This window comes from Pseudomonas sp. FYR_2 (assembly GCF_043106425.1).
Classification (GTDB): domain Bacteria; phylum Pseudomonadota; class Gammaproteobacteria; order Pseudomonadales; family Pseudomonadaceae; genus Aquipseudomonas; species Aquipseudomonas monteilii.
The window spans coordinates 293182-309877 of record NZ_JBICMM010000012.1 but is presented as its reverse complement, the minus strand read 5'-3'; the positions used below and the strand labels follow the sequence as shown (position 1 = coordinate 309877).

General features: G+C 64.7%; 17 protein-coding genes and 1 other RNA gene. 10 read left to right on the top strand and 8 right to left on the bottom strand.

The window, feature by feature from the left end; all coding sequences use genetic code 11:
• Window positions 1-31 precede the first annotated feature (31 nt).
• From ACF8R4_RS03320 to ACF8R4_RS03305, 4 genes are all read right to left on the bottom strand, one after another.
• A complete protein-coding gene (locus ACF8R4_RS03320; protein ID WP_019096508.1) occupies window positions 32-1144 on the bottom strand; it encodes an ABC transporter permease in 1113 nt (370 codons plus the stop codon).
• 1 nt (window position 1145) lies between these two features.
• On the bottom strand, window positions 1146-3866 hold the full coding sequence (gene rbbA, locus ACF8R4_RS03315) for a ribosome-associated ATPase/putative transporter RbbA (RefSeq protein ID WP_060498149.1): 2721 nt from the start codon (window positions 3864-3866) through the stop codon (window positions 1146-1148).
• Complete coding sequence (locus tag ACF8R4_RS03310) at window positions 3863-4822, bottom strand: HlyD family secretion protein (protein ID WP_164525191.1); 960 nt, start codon at window positions 4820-4822, stop codon at window positions 3863-3865. Before ACF8R4_RS03310 ends, rbbA begins: the two co-directional genes overlap by 4 nt.
• Before the next feature lie 95 nt (window positions 4823-4917).
• On the bottom strand, window positions 4918-5367 hold the full coding sequence (locus ACF8R4_RS03305) for an EVE domain-containing protein (protein WP_025752145.1): 450 nt from the start codon (window positions 5365-5367) through the stop codon (window positions 4918-4920).
• Window positions 5368-5546: 179 nt separating this feature from the next.
• Here ACF8R4_RS03305 and ACF8R4_RS03300 point away from each other — a divergent pair, with 179 nt between their 5' ends.
• Window positions 5547-5702, top strand: a complete 156-nt coding sequence (locus tag ACF8R4_RS03300; protein ID WP_164525190.1) for a hypothetical protein — start codon at window positions 5547-5549, stop codon at window positions 5700-5702.
• Window positions 5703-5720: 18 nt separating this feature from the next.
• On the opposite strand, the gene ACF8R4_RS03295 is transcribed toward ACF8R4_RS03300, so the two are convergent.
• From ACF8R4_RS03295 to ACF8R4_RS03280, 4 genes are all read right to left on the bottom strand, one after another.
• Complete coding sequence (locus tag ACF8R4_RS03295; protein WP_060498155.1) at window positions 5721-6329, bottom strand: 5-formyltetrahydrofolate cyclo-ligase; 609 nt, start codon at window positions 6327-6329, stop codon at window positions 5721-5723.
• 81 nt (window positions 6330-6410) lie between these two features.
• Window positions 6411-6590: non-coding RNA, 6S RNA (gene ssrS, locus ACF8R4_RS03290), on the bottom strand.
• 17 nt (window positions 6591-6607) lie between these two features.
• On the bottom strand, window positions 6608-6928 hold the full coding sequence (locus ACF8R4_RS03285; RefSeq protein WP_028698408.1) for a cell division protein ZapA: 321 nt from the start codon (window positions 6926-6928) through the stop codon (window positions 6608-6610).
• On the bottom strand, window positions 6925-7107 hold the full coding sequence (locus ACF8R4_RS03280; RefSeq protein WP_029886233.1) for a TIGR02449 family protein: 183 nt from the start codon (window positions 7105-7107) through the stop codon (window positions 6925-6927). Before ACF8R4_RS03280 ends, ACF8R4_RS03285 begins: the two co-directional genes overlap by 4 nt.
• A 181-nt stretch (window positions 7108-7288) precedes the next feature.
• On the opposite strand from ACF8R4_RS03280, the gene ACF8R4_RS03275 reads away from it, so the two are divergent.
• From ACF8R4_RS03275 to gcvH, 9 genes are all read left to right on the top strand, one after another.
• Window positions 7289-7843: a YecA family protein gene (locus ACF8R4_RS03275; RefSeq protein ID WP_060498147.1), complete on the top strand. Its 555-nt coding sequence runs from the start codon at window positions 7289-7291 to the stop codon at window positions 7841-7843.
• A 21-nt stretch (window positions 7844-7864) separates the two neighbouring features.
• A complete protein-coding gene (gene pepP / locus ACF8R4_RS03270) occupies window positions 7865-9199 on the top strand; it encodes a Xaa-Pro aminopeptidase (RefSeq protein ID WP_060498146.1) in 1335 nt (444 codons plus the stop codon).
• Window positions 9196-10395, top strand: a complete 1200-nt coding sequence (ubiH, locus tag ACF8R4_RS03265; RefSeq protein ID WP_060498145.1) for a 2-octaprenyl-6-methoxyphenyl hydroxylase — start codon at window positions 9196-9198, stop codon at window positions 10393-10395. Before pepP ends, ubiH begins: the two co-directional genes overlap by 4 nt.
• A complete protein-coding gene (locus ACF8R4_RS03260) occupies window positions 10392-10874 on the top strand; it encodes a DUF4442 domain-containing protein (protein WP_060498144.1) in 483 nt (160 codons plus the stop codon). The genes ubiH and ACF8R4_RS03260 overlap by 4 nt, the downstream gene beginning before the upstream one ends.
• A gap of 9 nt (window positions 10875-10883) precedes the next feature.
• The gene (locus ACF8R4_RS03255; protein ID WP_392491778.1) at window positions 10884-12101 is read left to right on the top strand and encodes a 2-octaprenyl-3-methyl-6-methoxy-1,4-benzoquinol hydroxylase; all 1218 of its coding nucleotides are present in this window, start codon (window positions 10884-10886) and stop codon (window positions 12099-12101) included.
• 118 nt (window positions 12102-12219) lie between these two features.
• Window positions 12220-13221, top strand: coding sequence for an extracellular solute-binding protein (locus tag ACF8R4_RS03250; RefSeq protein ID WP_164525189.1), 1002 nt, complete (start codon window positions 12220-12222; stop codon window positions 13219-13221).
• Window positions 13222-13383: 162 nt separating this feature from the next.
• Window positions 13384-15006, top strand: a complete 1623-nt coding sequence (locus tag ACF8R4_RS03245; protein WP_060498142.1) for an iron ABC transporter permease — start codon at window positions 13384-13386, stop codon at window positions 15004-15006.
• Window positions 15007-15129: 123 nt separating this feature from the next.
• Window positions 15130-16212, top strand: a complete 1083-nt coding sequence (gene gcvT / locus ACF8R4_RS03240) for a glycine cleavage system aminomethyltransferase GcvT (protein ID WP_060498141.1) — start codon at window positions 15130-15132, stop codon at window positions 16210-16212.
• A 51-nt stretch (window positions 16213-16263) separates the two neighbouring features.
• Window positions 16264-16647 (top strand): glycine cleavage system protein GcvH, encoded by a 384-nt coding sequence (gene gcvH, locus ACF8R4_RS03235; RefSeq protein ID WP_060498140.1) that lies wholly within the window; start codon window positions 16264-16266, stop codon window positions 16645-16647.
• Window positions 16648-16696: the final 49 nt, after the last annotated feature.

Genomic DNA, 16696 nt, shown 5'->3' with positions numbered 1-16696 from the left:
TCCCACAGATGCCTCCACGGTGCCTGCGTTATCAAGACGCCAGGCTCCGACGAAACCGCGCCAGCGCCACGCTGAAGAACACCAGGCCGATCAGGCCCAGCGCCAGGATATCCGGCCAAACCACCGCCCACCCTGCATCCCGGAACAGGATCGCCGCCCCCAGGCTGACGAAGTGCGTCGACGGCGAGCCCTGCATCACCCACTGCAACCACTGCGGCATGCTGTCCAGCGGTGTGCTGCCGCCTGACAGTAACAGCATCGGGATGATCACCGGGATCGCCAGCAGGCCGAACTGCGGTGTCGAGCGCGCCAGGGTGGCGAGGAAGATGCCCAGCGCGGTACTGGCGAACAGGTACAGCGCCGTCACGGCCAGGAACAGCCCCATCGAGCCGGACAACGGCACGCCCAGCGCACCTTTCACCACCACCACCAGCGAAATCCACGTGCAGATCACCACCACCAGCGCGTTGCTGCCAATCTTCGCCAGCATGATTTCCAGTGCCGTCAGCGGCAGCACCAGCAGGTGGTCGAGGGTGCCGTGCTCACGCTCACGCAGCAGCGCGGTGCCGGTGAGGATGATCGCCAGAATGGTGATGTTGTTGACGATCTGGATCACCGCCAGGAACCAACCACCCTCCAGGTTGGGGTTGAACAGCGCTTTGGGGTTGATCAGCACTGGGCTTTGCACATTGCCGCGTTGGCTGTAGTCGAGCAGTTCACGCTCGAAGATGCGGCCGATATAGCCAGCGCCCATGAACGCCTGGCTCATGGCCGTGGCATCGACATTGATCTGCAATTCCGGCGAGCGCCCGGCCAACAGGTCGCTCTGGAAATTCACCGGCACATTGATCACAAAGGTGTACTGGCCGCTGTCCATGGCCTGGTCCAGGTGCTCCGGTGCCAGCGGCACGGCGGGCTGGAACTCGGGCGGTTGCAGGGCTTCGCTGAGCTTGCGTGAGAGCAGGCTGTGGTCTTCGTCCACCACCGCGACGCTGGCGTTGTGCACGCCGATCACCGAGCCGGCTGCCGGCATGTAGATCGCCACGCTGAAGGCATACAGCAGGAACAGCAGCAGGACGCTGTCGTGGCGAAGGCTGGTCAGTTCTTTCAGGCCCAGGCGCAGGGTGTGGTTCAGGCGCGACATGTCAGGCCTCCTGCTTCTTCAGCATGGCCAGGCTCAGGCCGGTGAACGCGGCAAAGAAGCCCAGCAGGATCAGGCACTGCGGCCACAGTTCGCGCAGGCCCAGTGCCTTGGTGAAGGTGCCGACCGCGATATCGAGGAAATAGCCCGCCGGGAACAGCTGGCCCATCACCGCCGCTGCGCCGTCCAGCGACGAGCGTGGCACGATCAGCCCGGAAAACTGGATGGTTGGCAGGCTGGTGATGATCATGGTGCCCAGGATGGCCGCGATCTGGGTGCGGGTGAACGCCGAGATCAGCAGGCCCAGGCTGGTGGTGGCCAGCAGGTAGGCCACGCCCCCGCAGGCCAGGGCCAGCACGCTGCCCTTGAGCGGCACGGCGAACAGCCAGCGGTTCATCGCCACCAGCAGCGCCAGGTTGACCAGGCTTACGGCCAGGTAGGGCATCTGCTTGCCCAGCAGGAACTCCAGGCGCGTGAGGGGGGTGGCATAGAAGTTGGTGATGGAGCCCAGCTCTTTCTCGCGGACGATGCCCAACGCAGTAAGCATGGCCGGGATGAAGGCCAGGATCAGTGCCATCACGCCCGGGCCGATGGCATTCACGCTGACCACGTCCTGGTTGTAGCGAAAACGCGTTTCCAGGCGCACCAGGTCCTGCCGTGCCTGCGGCGGTGGGCTGGCCCTTGCCAATTGCTCCAGGTTGGCCTGGTGCACGGCTTCCACGTAGTTGCGGCTGGTTTCCGCCCGGAACGGCATGCCGCCGTCGAGCCAGGCGGCCACCACCGGCTGGCGCCCGGCATACAGGTCACGCCCAAAACCGGGAGGAATCTCCAGCGCCAGTTTGATTTCCGAGCGTTGCAGGCGCTGGTGCATTTCGCGGCTGTCGCGGATCGGCGCCTGCTCGGCGAAATACCGTGAGCCACGGAAGGCCTCGAGGTACGCCCGGCTTTGCGGGCTCTGGTCCTGGTCGTGCACAGCAAAGGCAAGGTTTTCCACATCCAGCGAAATGCCGTAGCCGAAGATCACCATCATGAACAGCGCACCCAGCAGGGCGAAGGCCAGGCGTACCTTGTCGCGCAGCAGCTCCTTGCCCTCGCGGCTGGCCACCGCCAGCAGGCGGCGCAGGCTGAAGCCCTGGCGCAGCGGCGGCGCGGCCGTGGCGGCCTGCTCCAGCACAGCGTTGTCCGTGGCTTGTGGTGCCAGCTCCTGGGCTTGCTCCAGGCAGCGAACGAATGCGTCTTCCAGGGTGACGCCGTGGTACTGGCGCTGCAAGGCATCCGGTGTGTCGCAGGCCAGTACCCGTCCGGCATGCATCAGCGAGATGCGGTCGCAGCGCTGGGCTTCGTTCATGAAGTGAGTGGAAAGGAAAATGGTCACGCCCTGCTCGCGGGACAGCTCTACCAGCAGGCGCCAGAAGTCGTCGCGGGCGGCCGGGTCGACGCCAGAGGTTGGCTCGTCGAGGATCAATACTTCCGGGCGGTGCAGCACCGCCACCGCCAACGACAGGCGCTGACGCAGGCCAAGGGGCAGGGCGCCGGACGGTTGGTCGGCGATAGCGGCAAGGTCGAAGCGCTCTATCAATTCGTCGATGCGCTGGGCGCTTTCGGCTTTGGGCAGGTCGAACAGGCGGGCATGCAAGGCCAGGTTTTGCCGGGTGCTGAGCTCGCCATACAGCGAGAAACTCTGCGACATGAAACCGACCCGCTTGCGCGTGGCCAGGTCGCTGGCGTCCACCGGGCGCCCCAGCAGGCTGGCGTTGCCCTCGCTGGCCGGCATCAGGCCGGTCAGCACTTTCATGGTGGTGGTCTTGCCGCAGCCGTTGGAGCCGAGGAAGCCGAAGATCTCCCCACGGCCGATGGCGAAGCTGACCTTGTTCACCGCTGTGAAGTCGCCAAAGCGCAGGGTCAGGTCGTGGGCCTCGATGGCGATCTGGCCGTCCTTGGCCTCACGCGGCGGGATGGTCAGGGGTTGATGCTGCGCCTTGCCTGCGCCCTGGTAGTGGGTGAAGGCATCGTCCAGCTTGCCACTGGGAGTGGCTGCGGCCAGCTCATGGCTGGGGCCTGCGGCCAGCAGGCGGCCGCCATCGAGCATCAGGCAATGTTCGAATTGTTCGGCCTCTTCCATGTAGGCGGTGGCCACCAACAGTGTCAGCTGGGGGCGTTGTGCGCGCACCTGTTCGACCAGCTCCCAGAAGCGCCGCCGCGACAACGGGTCGACGCCAGTGGTCGGCTCGTCGAGGATCAGCAGGTCCGGTTCGTGGATCAACGCGCAGCACAGGCCCAGCTTCTGCTTCATGCCGCCTGACAGCTTGCCGGCCGGCCGCTCGGCAAAGCGCTGCAGGTCGGTGGCTTGCAGCAGGTTGGCCATACGCTGCTCGCACTCGCGCCGACCCAGCCCGAACAGGGTGGCGAAAAAGCGGATGTTCTCGCTGATCGACAGTTCCGGGTACAGGTTGTTGCCAAGCCCCTGCGGCATGAACGCCACTTTCGGGTACAGCGCAGCCCGATGACGGCGCTGGCGGATCGAGCCGCCCAGCACCTGCAACTCGCCCTGTTGCAGGCGCTTCACGCCGGCGATCAGCCCAAGCAGGGTCGATTTGCCCGCGCCATCAGGGCCGATCAGTGCGCAGCGGGTACCGGCAGGCAGGCTGAAACCCAGTGTATGCAGGGCTGTCAGGTCGCCATAGCGGTGGCTGATACCCTCGGCCAGCAGTGCCGGGGCGTTCATTGCAGGTTGGCCGGCCAGTCCACCTCAGCCGTGCGCACGTAGCCGGCGCCAGGCATGCCCGGTTTGGCCTGCGGCACGGTGCCCGGATCGGTCAGGCGCAGTTTTACCCGGAACACCAGCTTCTGCCGCTCGTCGCGGGTTTCCACCTGTTTGGGAGTGAACTGGGCCTTGGCCGCAACGAACGCCACTTTCGCCGGCAGGGCACGTTCGGGCAGGGCGTCGAGCACGATCCGCGCCTGGTCGCCTACCATCAGCCGGCCGCTGGTGGAAGCCGGGAGGTACAGGTTCATGTACTGGTCGCTGGGGTCGATCAGCATCAGCACGCGGCCGCCAGCACCCAGCACTTCACCGGGCTCGGCCAGGCGCAACTGGATAATGCCGTCGATGGGCGCACGCAGGCTGCTGTCGTCGATTTCACTGGTGAGCTGGGCCACCTGGGCTTCGGCGGCGCCGATGGCGGCCTTGATTGCTGCCAGCTGGGCGCGGGCCGCGACCACGGCCGAGTTGGCCGTGTCGAAGCGCGCCTGCTGTTGGTCGAGCAATTGCTGACTGGCGTACTTGCGCTGGAAAATTTCGCGCACGCGCTTGAGTTCCTGGCTGGCCAGCAGCAATTCGCTCTGGCGCAACTGTACGGACGCCTGGGCCGCTGCGTAGTTTTCCCGGGCGCGCAGCACTTCGGCCTCGGCCTGGGTGCGCTGGGCCTCCATGGTGCGGGTGTCGATACGTGCCAGTAACTGGCCGCGGGTGACCTTGTCGCCTTCGTCGACCAGCACTTCGGCCAGGCGACCGGGAATTTTGCTGGCGATCTGCACTTCGGTGGCCTCCAGGCGGCCATTTCCCATGCTCAGGCCTTCGGGCAACTGGTCGTGAAGCGATTTCCAGTACCCCAGCCCACCGGCTGTTGCCAGCAGGGCGATCAGTGCGGTGGCGAAGATTCTGGGGGCGTATCGGTTCATCGTTCTGCATCCTTGCGGTCATGCACGCCACATCATGGCGCGCGGCCCTGTATGGCGTGTTGATATCGGTCAAACCCTTGACCTTAGCTGCACATTCAACGCAACGCGACAATCACCGCCCATTGTTCGGGTGTTACCGGCATCACCGACAGGCGGCTGCCTTTTTGCACCAGCGGCAACTCGGCCAGGCCGGCTTGTTGTTTCAGCCAGCCCAGCTCCAACACCCGAGGCAGGGTTTGCACATGGGCCACATCCACTGCGCTCCACGGGTTTTTCTCGGGCGTGGCCTTGGCATCGTAATAGTGGCTTTGCGGGTCCAGTGCGGTCGGGTCGGGGTAGGCCGCGCGGGTGATCCTGGCAATACCGGCGATGCCCGGTTGCGGGCAGCTGGAGTGGTAGAAGAAAAATTCGTCACCCACGCTCATGGCCCGCAGGAAATTACGCGCCTGATAGTTGCGCACGCCGTCCCAGCGCGCTTCGCCCAAGCGGCCGAGGGCTTCGATGGAGAGCTCGTCGGGCTCGGATTTCATCAGCCAATAGGCCATGGAGGTTGCTCCTGAAAAGGTTTGAAATAACCTGTTGCACGAAACCGACAGCCGGTTGGCGTCAAGGTTTGCGTGCGGACGCAGGTTGTCGGAAAATGCGCCCCGTTTAAAGCGCTATGCGCTGGCGATTCCCAGAAAATCGCCGCGCACTGAACAGTTTGCCTGGGGGGCAATCTTCGATGAATCAACGTAAAAAGCCGGATCTGCTGTGGATCCTGGTGTTCATTTTTGGCCTGGGTGTGGTCACTACCGGTTATGCGCAAGGGTTCTGGGAGCGTAAGCTGGACAACGCCTACCAGATGCCGGTCGACGCCAGCCAGCCACAACAACGTTGATGCCCTCGCTGGCGCCGCTCAACGCGGCGCCAGGTACCAGCCACGGTCCGAGACCGTCCCCTGCAGCGGTACATCCCAGCTGGCCTGCGCCAGCCGCTCGACCTTCTGGCATTCATGCGCCAGCCCCAGCAGCAAAGGCTTCTTCCAGGTGTTGCGACGCCCTTGGTAGGCCAGGCTGCGATCATAAAAGCCGCCGCCCATGCCCAGGCGCCCGCCCACTTCATCGAAACCGACCAGCGGCAGCAGGATCAGGTCCAGCGCCCAGATCGGCCGTTGGCGCTTGCGGTCGGTGACCGGTTCGGGAATACGGAAACGGTTGGGCTTGAGCTTTTCGCCCTGCTCGAAACGCTGGAACACCATGCGCGTACGTGGCCAGGCGTGCAGCACCGGCAGGTAGGTGCGCTTGCCGCGGCGCTGAGCTTCGCGCAGCAGCAGGCCGGGGTCGATTTCGCCGTCGTTGGGCAAATACAAGGCAATGTGCCGAGCGCGGCGGAACAGCGGGTGTTGCGCCAGTTGGCGGTACAGGCCGAGGGTGGCCTGGCGTTGCTGGGCAGGGGTAAGGGCGCGGCGGGCGTTGCGAAGCAGGCGACGGAGCTGGGGGCGGGTGAGCGGCGCGGTGTCGGTCATGGCACGGGCGATCCCAGAAGTGATGGCCGACATTGTCGGCCAAAACGAATTGCCCGCCAGAAGGGGCGGGCAAGAAAATTCAGGCTCCCCGATAAGACCGCTATCGGTGTAGCCCTTGAACCCGAAAGTTCAAGGTGGAGATTGCAGGGGGCGTTAAGGCTTTCCGTCGGGCGGACATGCACACCGGCCCCAGCGTGCAACCCCCGTGGTTGTGCGTATCGGCTCAGGGACATAACCGACTGGCGCATCCCCCAGGGAGTGGCGCCAGTATACCAATGTCAGCCGATTTTGGTACCCGTGTCGTCGGACAGCGCCTGATCGACCCGCTCCAGCAGGTCGCGCACCTGTTCGCGGGTGGTGCCGCTGGCCGGCGCTTCATTGCGGTCTTCCTGGCGGTGCAGCATCTCGTGGGTAATGTTCAAGGCCGCCATCACCGCGATACGGTCGGCGCCAATCACCTTGCCGCTGCTGCGGATCTCGCGCATTTTACCGTCCAGGTAGCGGGCGGCGCTGACCAGGTTGTTGCGCTCTTCCGGCGGGCAGATGATCGAGTATTCCTTGTCGAGGATCTGCACGGTGACGCTATTGCTTGAACTCATGAGTCTTGCTCCAGAGCCTTGAGGCGTAAAATCATCGACTCGACTTTGCGCTTGGCGATCTCGTTCTTTTCGATGAGGTGGGCGCGCTCTTCGCGCCAGGATTTTTCCTGCGCTACTAGGAGTGCATTTTGCCGTTTTAGTTGCTCGACGCGTTCGATCAGCAACTCGAATCGGCTCATCAGTGCCTGCAGGTCGTTCTCTTGCGTGGGTTGCACTCGATTCGCTCCGTCGTTGAGTCACCTGGCGATGATGCCTCTCCCTGGGCGGCGACGGCCAGTGCCGATGGTCTTGGCGCGCCTGCCGGTGCTAGGATACAAGGTCTCCATTCTAGTCATTGCGCCGTCTGGCGCCTAGCTGCCCATGCCCAATACCCAATCGCCCTACATCGCCTTCGCCATGCTGCTTTCGAGCAATGGCCACCCTGTTACCCCGGCCGAGCTGCACGGCCTGCTGATCGGCCGCAGCTGCGCCGGTGCCGGCTTTGACGCCGACAGCTGGCTGGCCGATGCCGCCCAGCTGCTGGAAACCGAGCCCGGTGATACCGTGCGCAACGCTCTGGTCGGCCTGCAGGAAATGGTCAAGGGCGAGCTCACCAGCGACGACATGGCCATCGTCCTGCTGTTGCCTTCCGACGACGCCGCACTGAGCGACCGCGCCACCGCGCTGGGCCAGTGGTGCCAGGGCTTCATTACCGGTTTTGGCCTGAATGCCGGTGGCAAGGACCTGTCCGACGAGGCCAAGGAAGTGCTGCAGGACCTGGTGGCCATTTCCCAGGTGCAGGAAGCGCTCGAAGAGTCCGAAGACGGCGAGAGCGACTACATGGAAGTCATGGAATACCTGCGCGTGGCACCGCTGTTGCTGTTCTCCGAGCTGGCCAAGCCGGCCGCACCCGCGCCCAAGCCATCGCTGCACTGATCAACCGGGGGTAGTCTGCCCATGAGCCACATTCCCAAGGCCGAGTATGCCCGTCGGCGCAAGGCGCTGATGGCGCAGATGGTCCCCAACAGTATCGCCATCCTGCCCGCCGCCGCCGTTGCCATCCGCAACCGCGACGTCGAGCACGTGTACCGCCAGGACAGCGATTTCCAGTACCTCAGCGGCTTCCCGGAGCCGGAGGCAGTGATTGCGTTGATCCCCGGGCGTGAGCACGGCGAGTACGTGCTGTTTTGCCGTGAACGCAACCCCGAGCGCGAGCTGTGGGACGGCCTGCGGGCCGGCCAGGAAGGCGCCGTGCGCGATTTTGGCGCCGACGATGCTTTCCCCATCACCGACATCGACGAGATTCTGCCGGGCCTGATCGAAGGCCGCGAGCGGGTGTACAGCGCCATGGGTAGCAATGCCGAGTTCGACCGCCGGCTGATGGACTGGATCAACGTGATCCGCTCCAAGGCCCGCCTGGGCGCGCAGCCGCCGAACGAGTTCGTTGCGCTGGATCATCTGCTGCACGACATGCGCCTGTATAAATCGGCGGCGGAAGTAAAGGTGATGCGCGCAGCGGCAGACATTTCGGCACGGGCTCATGTGCGGGCCATGCAGGCCTGCCGGGCCGGGCTGCACGAATACAGCCTGGAAGCCGAGCTGGACTACGAATTCCGCAAAGGCGGGGCGAAGATGCCGGCCTACGGCTCGATCGTCGCGGCCGGGCGCAACGGCTGCATCCTGCACTATCAGCAGAACGACGCCCCGCTCAAGGATGGCGACCTGGTGCTGATTGACGCCGGCTGCGAAATCGACTGCTACGCCAGTGACATCACGCGCACCTTCCCGGTTAGCGGGCGTTTTTCGCCCGAGCAGAAGGCCATCTACGAGCTGGTGCTCAAGGCACAGGCGGCGGCCTTTGCCGAAATTGCCCCCGGCAAGCACTGGAACCACGCGCATGAGGCGACCGTGCGGGTGATTACCGAGGGCCTGGTGGCGCTGGGCCTGCTCACCGGTGAGGTGCAGGCGCTGATCGACAGTGAGGCCTACCGCGCCTTCTACATGCACCGTGCCGGGCATTGGCTGGGCATGGATGTGCATGATGTGGGCGAGTACAAAGTGGGCGGCGAGTGGCGGGTGCTGGAGCCCGGCATGGCGCTGACCGTCGAGCCAGGCATCTACATTGGCGCCGACAATCAGGCCGTGGCCAAAAAATGGCGCGGCATTGGTGTAAGGATCGAGGACGACGTGGTGGTGACCAGGCAAGGTTGTGAAATCCTGACTTCGGGCGTGCCGCGCACGGTTGCCGAGATCGAGGCGCTGATGCAGGCCGCCCGCAAGGACGCGGCATGAACCGGGTAAACCTGGCGATCATCGGTGGTGGGCTGGTCGGCGCAAGCCTGGCCCTGGCCCTGCAAGCCGGGGCCAAAGCGCGTGGCTGGAAGATCCTGCTGATCGAACCGTTCGCCCCCGGCGACAGCTTCCAGCCCAGCTACGATGCGCGCTCTTCGGCGTTGTCGTTCGGCACCCAGCAGATCTACCAGCAGCTGGGCCTGTGGCAGGCCATCGGTCAGCGTGCAGAGCCGATCCGTCAGATTCACGTGTCCGACCGTGGCCGCTTTGGCGCCACTCGCCTGGATGCCCTGGAAGAGGGCGTACCAGCGTTGGGCTACGTGGTGGAAAACGCCTGGCTGGGCCAATGCCTGTGGCAGGGGCTGGACAGTGAGGTGGTGAGCTGGCGCTGCCCGGCGGAAGTCACCTCCATGCAGGCGATCGAGGGCGGTTACCGCCTGTGCTTGAACGACGATACCCAGCTGGAGTGCGACCTGGCGGTACTGGCCGACGGCGGCCGTTCCGGCCTGCGCGAGCAGCTGGGTATTCACGTACGCCACACGCCTTACCAGCAGAGCGCCCTGATCGCCAACATCACCCCGGGTGAAGCCCACGGCGGCCAGGCGTTTGAGCGTTTCACAGAAGAAGGCCCCATGGCCCTGCTGCCGCTGCCGGAAAACCGCTGCGCGCTGGTGTGGACACGCCAAGGCATGGACGCACGGCGCCTGGCCGACATCGACGAGCGTAGCTTCCTGCGTGAGCTGCAGGGCGTGTTTGGCTATCGCCTGGGCGCGTTGCGCCAGGTTGGCGCACGGCACCTGTACCCGCTGTCGCTGATCGAAGCCCAAGAGCAGGTGCGGCCGCACCTGGTGGTGCTGGGCAACGCCGCGCACAGCCTGCACCCCATTGCCGGCCAGGGTTTCAACCTGTCGCTGCGCGATGTGCAGTCGCTGGCCGACGCGCTGCTGGCCGGGCCGCAGCAGCCTGGCGACCTGACCACGCTGCAGGCCTATCACCAGCGTCAGCGCCTGGACCAGGCCATGACCATCGGCTTTTCCGACCAGGTCACGCGCCTGTTCGGCAGCAACCAGCCGTTGCTCGCCGCCGGGCGTAACCTCGGCCTGCTCGGGCTCGACCTGCTGCCGCCGGCCAAAAGCTGGTTCGCCCGCCAGGCCATGGGCCTGGGTACCCGCCCCGATCCGCGGGGCCAGGCATGAGCAACCCTCGTAAACTGGCGCGCCGGGCGCGCATGCTGCGCTGGCTGCTGAACCTCTATCCACCCTACCTGGGCGCCGGGATCCGCGTGCAGCACATCAGCCCGGACATGCGCAGCGTCAAGGTAGCGATGAAGCTGACCCGCTGGAACCGCAATTATGTCGGTACGCAGTTCGGCGGCAGCCTGTATTCGATGGTCGACCCGTTTTACATGTTGCTGCTGATCGAGCAGTTGGGCCGCGATTACATCGTCTGGGACAAGGCCGCCAGCATCGATTTCATCTCGCCGGGCAAAGGCCCGGTGTATGCCGAATTCCACGTCGATGACGCGCTGCTGGACGACATTCGCCAGCAGACCGCCACCGGCAAGAAGTGCCTGCCGCGTTTGCAGGTCGATATCCGCGATGGTGCCGGCGAACTGGTCGCGCGGGTCGATAAAACCCTATACGTGCGGCTCAAGCCGCAAGCGAGGCTGGCGTAAGGCATGGAAATGCGCGCAGATCTGTTGATTGTCGGTGCCGGTATGGTCGGCAGCGCCCTGGCCCTGGCATTGCGCCACAGTGGCCTGCAAATCCTCTTGCTCGATGGCGGGCCGCTCACGGTCAAGCCATTCGATGCCCAAGCCCCGTTCGAGCCGCGTGTCAGTGCGCTTTCGGCGGCCAGCCAGCGCATTCTCGAACGCCTTGGCGCCTGGGACGGCATTGCCCAACGGCGTGCCACACCGTATTCCGACATGCATGTGTGGGACGGCAGTGGCACTGGGCAGATTCATTTCTCGGCCGCCAGTGTGCATGCACAGGTGCTCGGCCATATCGTCGAGAACCGGGTGGTGCAGGACGGCCTGCTGGAGCGCCTGCACGACAGTGACGTAGGCCTGTTGCCCAACGCCCGGCTGGAGCAGCTGCGTCGTTCCGGCGATGAGTGGCTGCTGACCCTTGCCGACGGCCGCCAGCTGCGTGCGCCGCTGGTGATCGCGGCCGACGGCGCCAATTCGGCCGTGCGACGCCTGGCCGGCTGCGAAACCCGCGAGTGGGATTACCTCCACCACGCCATCGTGACCAGCGTGCGTTGCAGCGCCGGGCACCAGGCCACGGCCTGGCAGCGCTTTACCGATGAGGGGCCACTGGCATTCCTGCCGTTGACCCGCGATGGCCAGCAGGACTGGTGCTCGATTGTGTGGTCGACCACGCCGGAGCATGCCGAGCAGCTGATGGCGCTGGATGAAGCGGCCTTCTTGCGGGCCCTTGAGCGGGCGTTCGAGGGGCGGCTGGGTGACGTGTTGCAGGCCGACCCACGGGTGTGCGTGCCGCTGCGTCAGCGCCATGCCAAGCGCTATGTGGATGAGGGCTTGGCGTTGATCGGCGATGCCGCGCACACCATTCACCCGCTGGCCGGGCAGGGTGTGAACCTGGGCTTCCTGGATGCTGCGGTGCTGGCCGAGGTGCTGGTCAATGCCTGCGCGCGTGGTGAGCGGCTGGCAGATGTGAAGGTGTTGAGCCGTTACGAGCGGCGGCGCATGCCGCACAACCTGGCGTTGATGGCGGCCATGGAAGGTTTTGAGCGGTTGTTCCAGGCTGATCCGCTGCCGTTGCGCTGGTTGCGTAACAGTGGGTTGAAACTGGTGGAGAAGATGCCGGAGGCCAAGGCGGTGTTTGTGCGCCAGGCGCTGGGTTTGAGTGGGGACCTGCCGGATTTGGCCAGGGCTTGAGATTGCTGGGGCCGCAAAGCGGCCCCCTCTGCAACATCCGGTAACGGCTAGGTAGATGAGCCAGAAAATGGGATTCACTACCATTTGCACCTCTCATACGATCCGAGGAGTGCTTCACATGTTGCCACGCAAGCCCCTACTGGCCGCTCTGGCCCTGACCCTGTTCGGCGGCACCGCCCAAGCGGCGGACGAAGTGGTGGTGTACTCCTCGCGCATCGACGAGCTGATCAAGCCGGTGTTCGATGCCTATACCGCCAAGACCGGGGTCAAGATCAAGTTCATCACCGACAAGGAAGCCCCGCTGATGCAGCGCATCAAGGCCGAGGGCGACAACGGCGTGGCCGACCTGTTGCTGACCGTCGATGCCGGCAACCTGTGGCAGGCCGAGCAGATGGGCATCCTGCAGCCGATCAAGTCCGACATCATCGACCAGAACATCCCGTCGCAGTACCGCGCCTCGTCCCATGACTGGACCGGCCTGAGCCTGCGCGCGCGCACCATCATCTACTCCACCGAGCGGGTCAAACCCGAAGAACTGAGCACCTACGAAGCCCTGGCCGACAAACAGTGGGAAGGCCGCCTGTGCCTGCGCACGGCGAAGAAGGTGTACAACCAGTCGCTCACCGCCACCCTGATCGAAACCCATGGCGAGGCCAAGACCGAGCAAATCGTCAAAGGCTGGGTCAACAACCTGTCCACCGACGTGTTCTCCGATGACAACGCGGTGATCCAGGCCATCGAAGCCGGCCAGTGCGACGTGGGCGTGGTCAACACTTACTACTACGGCCGCCTGCACAAGCAGAACCCGAACCTGCCGGTGAAGATCTTCTGGCCCAACCAGGGAGACCGTGGCGTGCATGTGAACCTGTCGGGTATCGGCCTGACAAAGCACGCGCCGCACCCGGAAGCCGCGAAAAAGCTGGTGGAATGGATGACCGGTGAAGAAGCGCAGAAACTGTTTGCCGACATCAACCAGGAATTCCCGGCCAACCCGAAGGTGAAGCCATCGGAGGAAGTGGCCGCCTGGGGCAGCTTCAAGGCCGATACCATTCCGGTGGAAATTGCCGGCAAGCGCCAGGCTGAAGCCATTCGTCTGATGGATCGGGCTGGTTACAACTAAGCGCCAGGCTTTATCCTTTCGGGGCCCGCAAGGGCCCTTTCGCGGGCAAGCCCGCTCCCACAGGAACTGCACAGAGTCCAAACCTTGTGCGGTCCCTGTGGGAGCGGGCTTGCCCGCGAACGACCGCAAAGCGGTCGCAAACCAGCCACAGAGACATTGAACTTGCCCCACACCCCCCAACGCCGCTGGTACCTCCCGGTCTCCCTGATCGCCGCCCTGGTGCTGTTGCCCCTGAGCGTCCTGCTATTGTCCTGGCAGTCGATCGATACGCAGATCTGGTCGCACCTGCTCGACACCCAGATGACCCGCCTGCTCAGCAACACGCTGACGCTGGTGATGGGCGTCGGCATCGGCGTCACCGTGCTGGGCGTCAGCCTCGCCTGGCTCACCAGCCTCTGCGAGTTCCCCGGCCGACGCTGGCTGGACTGGGCACTGATGCTGCCATTCGCCATCCCTGCCTATGTGCTGGCGTTCGTCTTCGTCGGCCTGCTGGATTTCGCCGGCCCGGTGCAAAGCGCCTTGCGCGAGGTATTCGGGCTCATGCGTTTGCCACGGGTGCGCTCCACTGGCGGGGTGATCATCGTCCTGGTGCTGGTGTTCTACCCCTATGTCTACCTGCTGGCGCGGACAGCCTTCCTGGCCCAGGGCAAGGGCCTGATGGAAGCGGCACGGGTATTGGGGCTGTCACCGGTACAAGCGTTCTGGCGCGTGGCCCTGCCCATGGCACGGCCAGCCATCGGCGCCGGCATCGCCCTGGCCCTGATGGAAACGTTGGCCGACTTCGGCGCGGTGGCGGTGTTCAACTTCGACACCTTCACCACCGCTATCTACAAGACCTGGTACGGCTTCTTCAGCCTGTCCAGTGCTGCCCAGTTGGCCAGCCTGCTGTTGCTGGCCGTTATGTTGGTGCTGTACGGCGAGCGGCGTGCCCGGGGGGCCAGCCGCAGCGGCAACGAACGGCCACGGGGGCAGGCGTTGTACCACCTGCGCGGGGTCAAGGCACTCTTGGCCAGTGGCTGGTGCCTGCTGGTGTTCGCCTGCGCCTTCGTCATCCCGCTGCTGCAGCTGCTGGCGTGGTTCTGGCAACGTGGCCGACACGACCTGGACGAGCGTTATGTCGGCCTGGTGCTGCACACCCTGTACCTGGGTGGCATGGCGGCGCTGGTCACCGTGTGTGTGGCGCTGCTGCTGGCCTTTGCCCGCCGCCAGGCACCGACCGGTGGTATTCGCGCCGGGGTCGGCCTGGCCAACCTGGGCTATGCCTTGCCAGGCTCGGTGCTGGCCGTGTCGATCATGCTGGCCTTCAGCTACCTCGATAACCACTTGGTGATCCCGCTGTCCAGCTGGCTGGGCGGGGCCGGCAAGCCGCTGCTGCTGGGCAGCCTCTCGGCGTTGCTGCTGGCCTATCTGGTGCGTTTCATCGCGGTGGCCTACGGGCCGCTGGAGAGCAGCCTAGAGCGCATACGCCCGTCGCTGCCCGAGGCGTCCCGCAGCCTGGGCGTCGGTGGCGCGAGATTGTTTTTCAAGGTGTATCTACCGTTGTTGGTACCGGGCGCGCTCAGTGCCGCGCTGTTGGTGTTCGTCGATGTGCTCAAGGAAATGCCGGCCACCTTGCTGATGCGACCGTTCGGCTGGGACACCCTTGCCGTCCGGGTGTTCGAGATGACCAGCGAGGGCGAGTGGGCACGTGCCTCGCTGCCAGCATTGACGCTGGTGCTGGTGGGGCTGCTGCCGGTCATCGGCCTGATCCGCCGTTCGGCGCGTCGACCCGGTCACAGTCACTGAGGGTGCCAGCTTGCGGCCTTGCGGCTACAATGCGCGGCATTCGCGCGGCGGGTCTTTACAACAAGAGCTGACGACCAACGTCATCGACCGCCGCCGCTTCGCCACGCCCGGAAGGAGAAACCCATGGGACAGCGCACGCTTTTGTATGACCTGCACCTGGCGCTAGGCGCCAAAACGGTCGATTTCGGTGGCTGGGACATGCCCCTGCACTATGGCTCGCAGGTCGAGGAGCACCACCAGGTGCGCAGTGACTGCGGCGTTTTCGATGTTTCCCACATGACCGTGATCGACGTCGATGGCACCGATGCCTGCGTTTGGCTGCAGCGTTTGCTGGCCAACGACGTGGCCCGCCTCGACGACGTCGGCAAGGCACTGTACAGCCCGCTGCTCCACGAGCAGGGTGGGGTAATCGACGACTTGCTCGTCTACCGCATGGAAAACGGCTACCGCCTGGTCACCAATGCCGCCACCCGAGCCAAAGTGCTCGACTGGTTAGAGCAGCAGCGGGCCGGTTTCGCCGTGAACTTCCAGCCCCGTCCCGACCTTGCCATCCTCGCCATCCAAGGGCCGCATGCCCGCGAAAAGGTCGCCGCTTTGCTCAGCCCTGCACGCGCGGCCCTGATTCGTGAACTGCGCCCGTTTGAAGGCGTTGCCGAAGGCGACTGGTTCATTGCCCGCACCGGCTATACCGGTGAAGACGGCCTGGAGATCATCTTCCCGGGTGAGCAGGCCGTGGCTTTCTTCAACGACCTGGTCGGCGCCGGCATCGCGCCCAGCGGCCTCGGCGCCCGCGATACCCTGCGGCTGGAAGCCGGCATGAACCTGTACGGCCAGGATATCGATGAAACCCACACCCCGCTGACCTCCAACCTGGGCTGGAGCATCGCCTGGGAGCCGGCCGAGCGTGACTTCATCGGCCGCAGCGGCCTGCTGGCGGAAATCGAGCACGGCGTGAAGGAAAAACTGGTCGGCCTGGTGCTGGAAGAGCGCGGCGTTTTGCGTGCTCATCAGGTGGTGCGTGTATCAGGCATTGGCGAAGGGGAGATCACCAGTGGTAGTTTCTCGCCTACGCTGAGTAAGTCCATTGCCTTGGCGCGCGTACCCATGGCCACCGGTGACCGGGCCGAGGTGGAAATTCGCGGCAAGTGGTACCCGGTGCGGGTCGTCAAACCGACCTTCGTGCGCCACGGCAAGATCCTGATCTGAACCATTTTTAACCGGCGGGCGTACCGCTGAGCCAATCGAGGAATTCAAGACATGAGCAATATCCCCGCCGACCTGCGTTTTGCCGAAAGCCACGAGTGGGCTCGCCTGGAAGCCGATGGCACTGTGACCGTGGGCATCAGCGACCACGCCCAGCAAGCCCTGGGTGACGTGGTGTTCGTCGAGCTGGCCGAAGTTGGCAAGGTGTTCGCTGCAGGCGAGGCTGCTGGTGTGGTCGAGTCGGTGAAGGCCGCTTCGGACATTTACGCACCGATCGGTGGCGAAGTGATTGCGGTCAACGAAGAACTGGCCGACAGCCCGGAGCTGCTCAACGAAGAACCATACGAGTCGTGGATCTTCAAGCTGAAGCCAAGCAACCCGGCCGAGCTGGACAAGCTGCTGGATGCTGCCGGTTACGCCGCTGCTATCGGCGAGTAAGACCGCCTCGCCTGCTTCGCGGGCATGCCCGCGAAGAGGCCGGAACAGG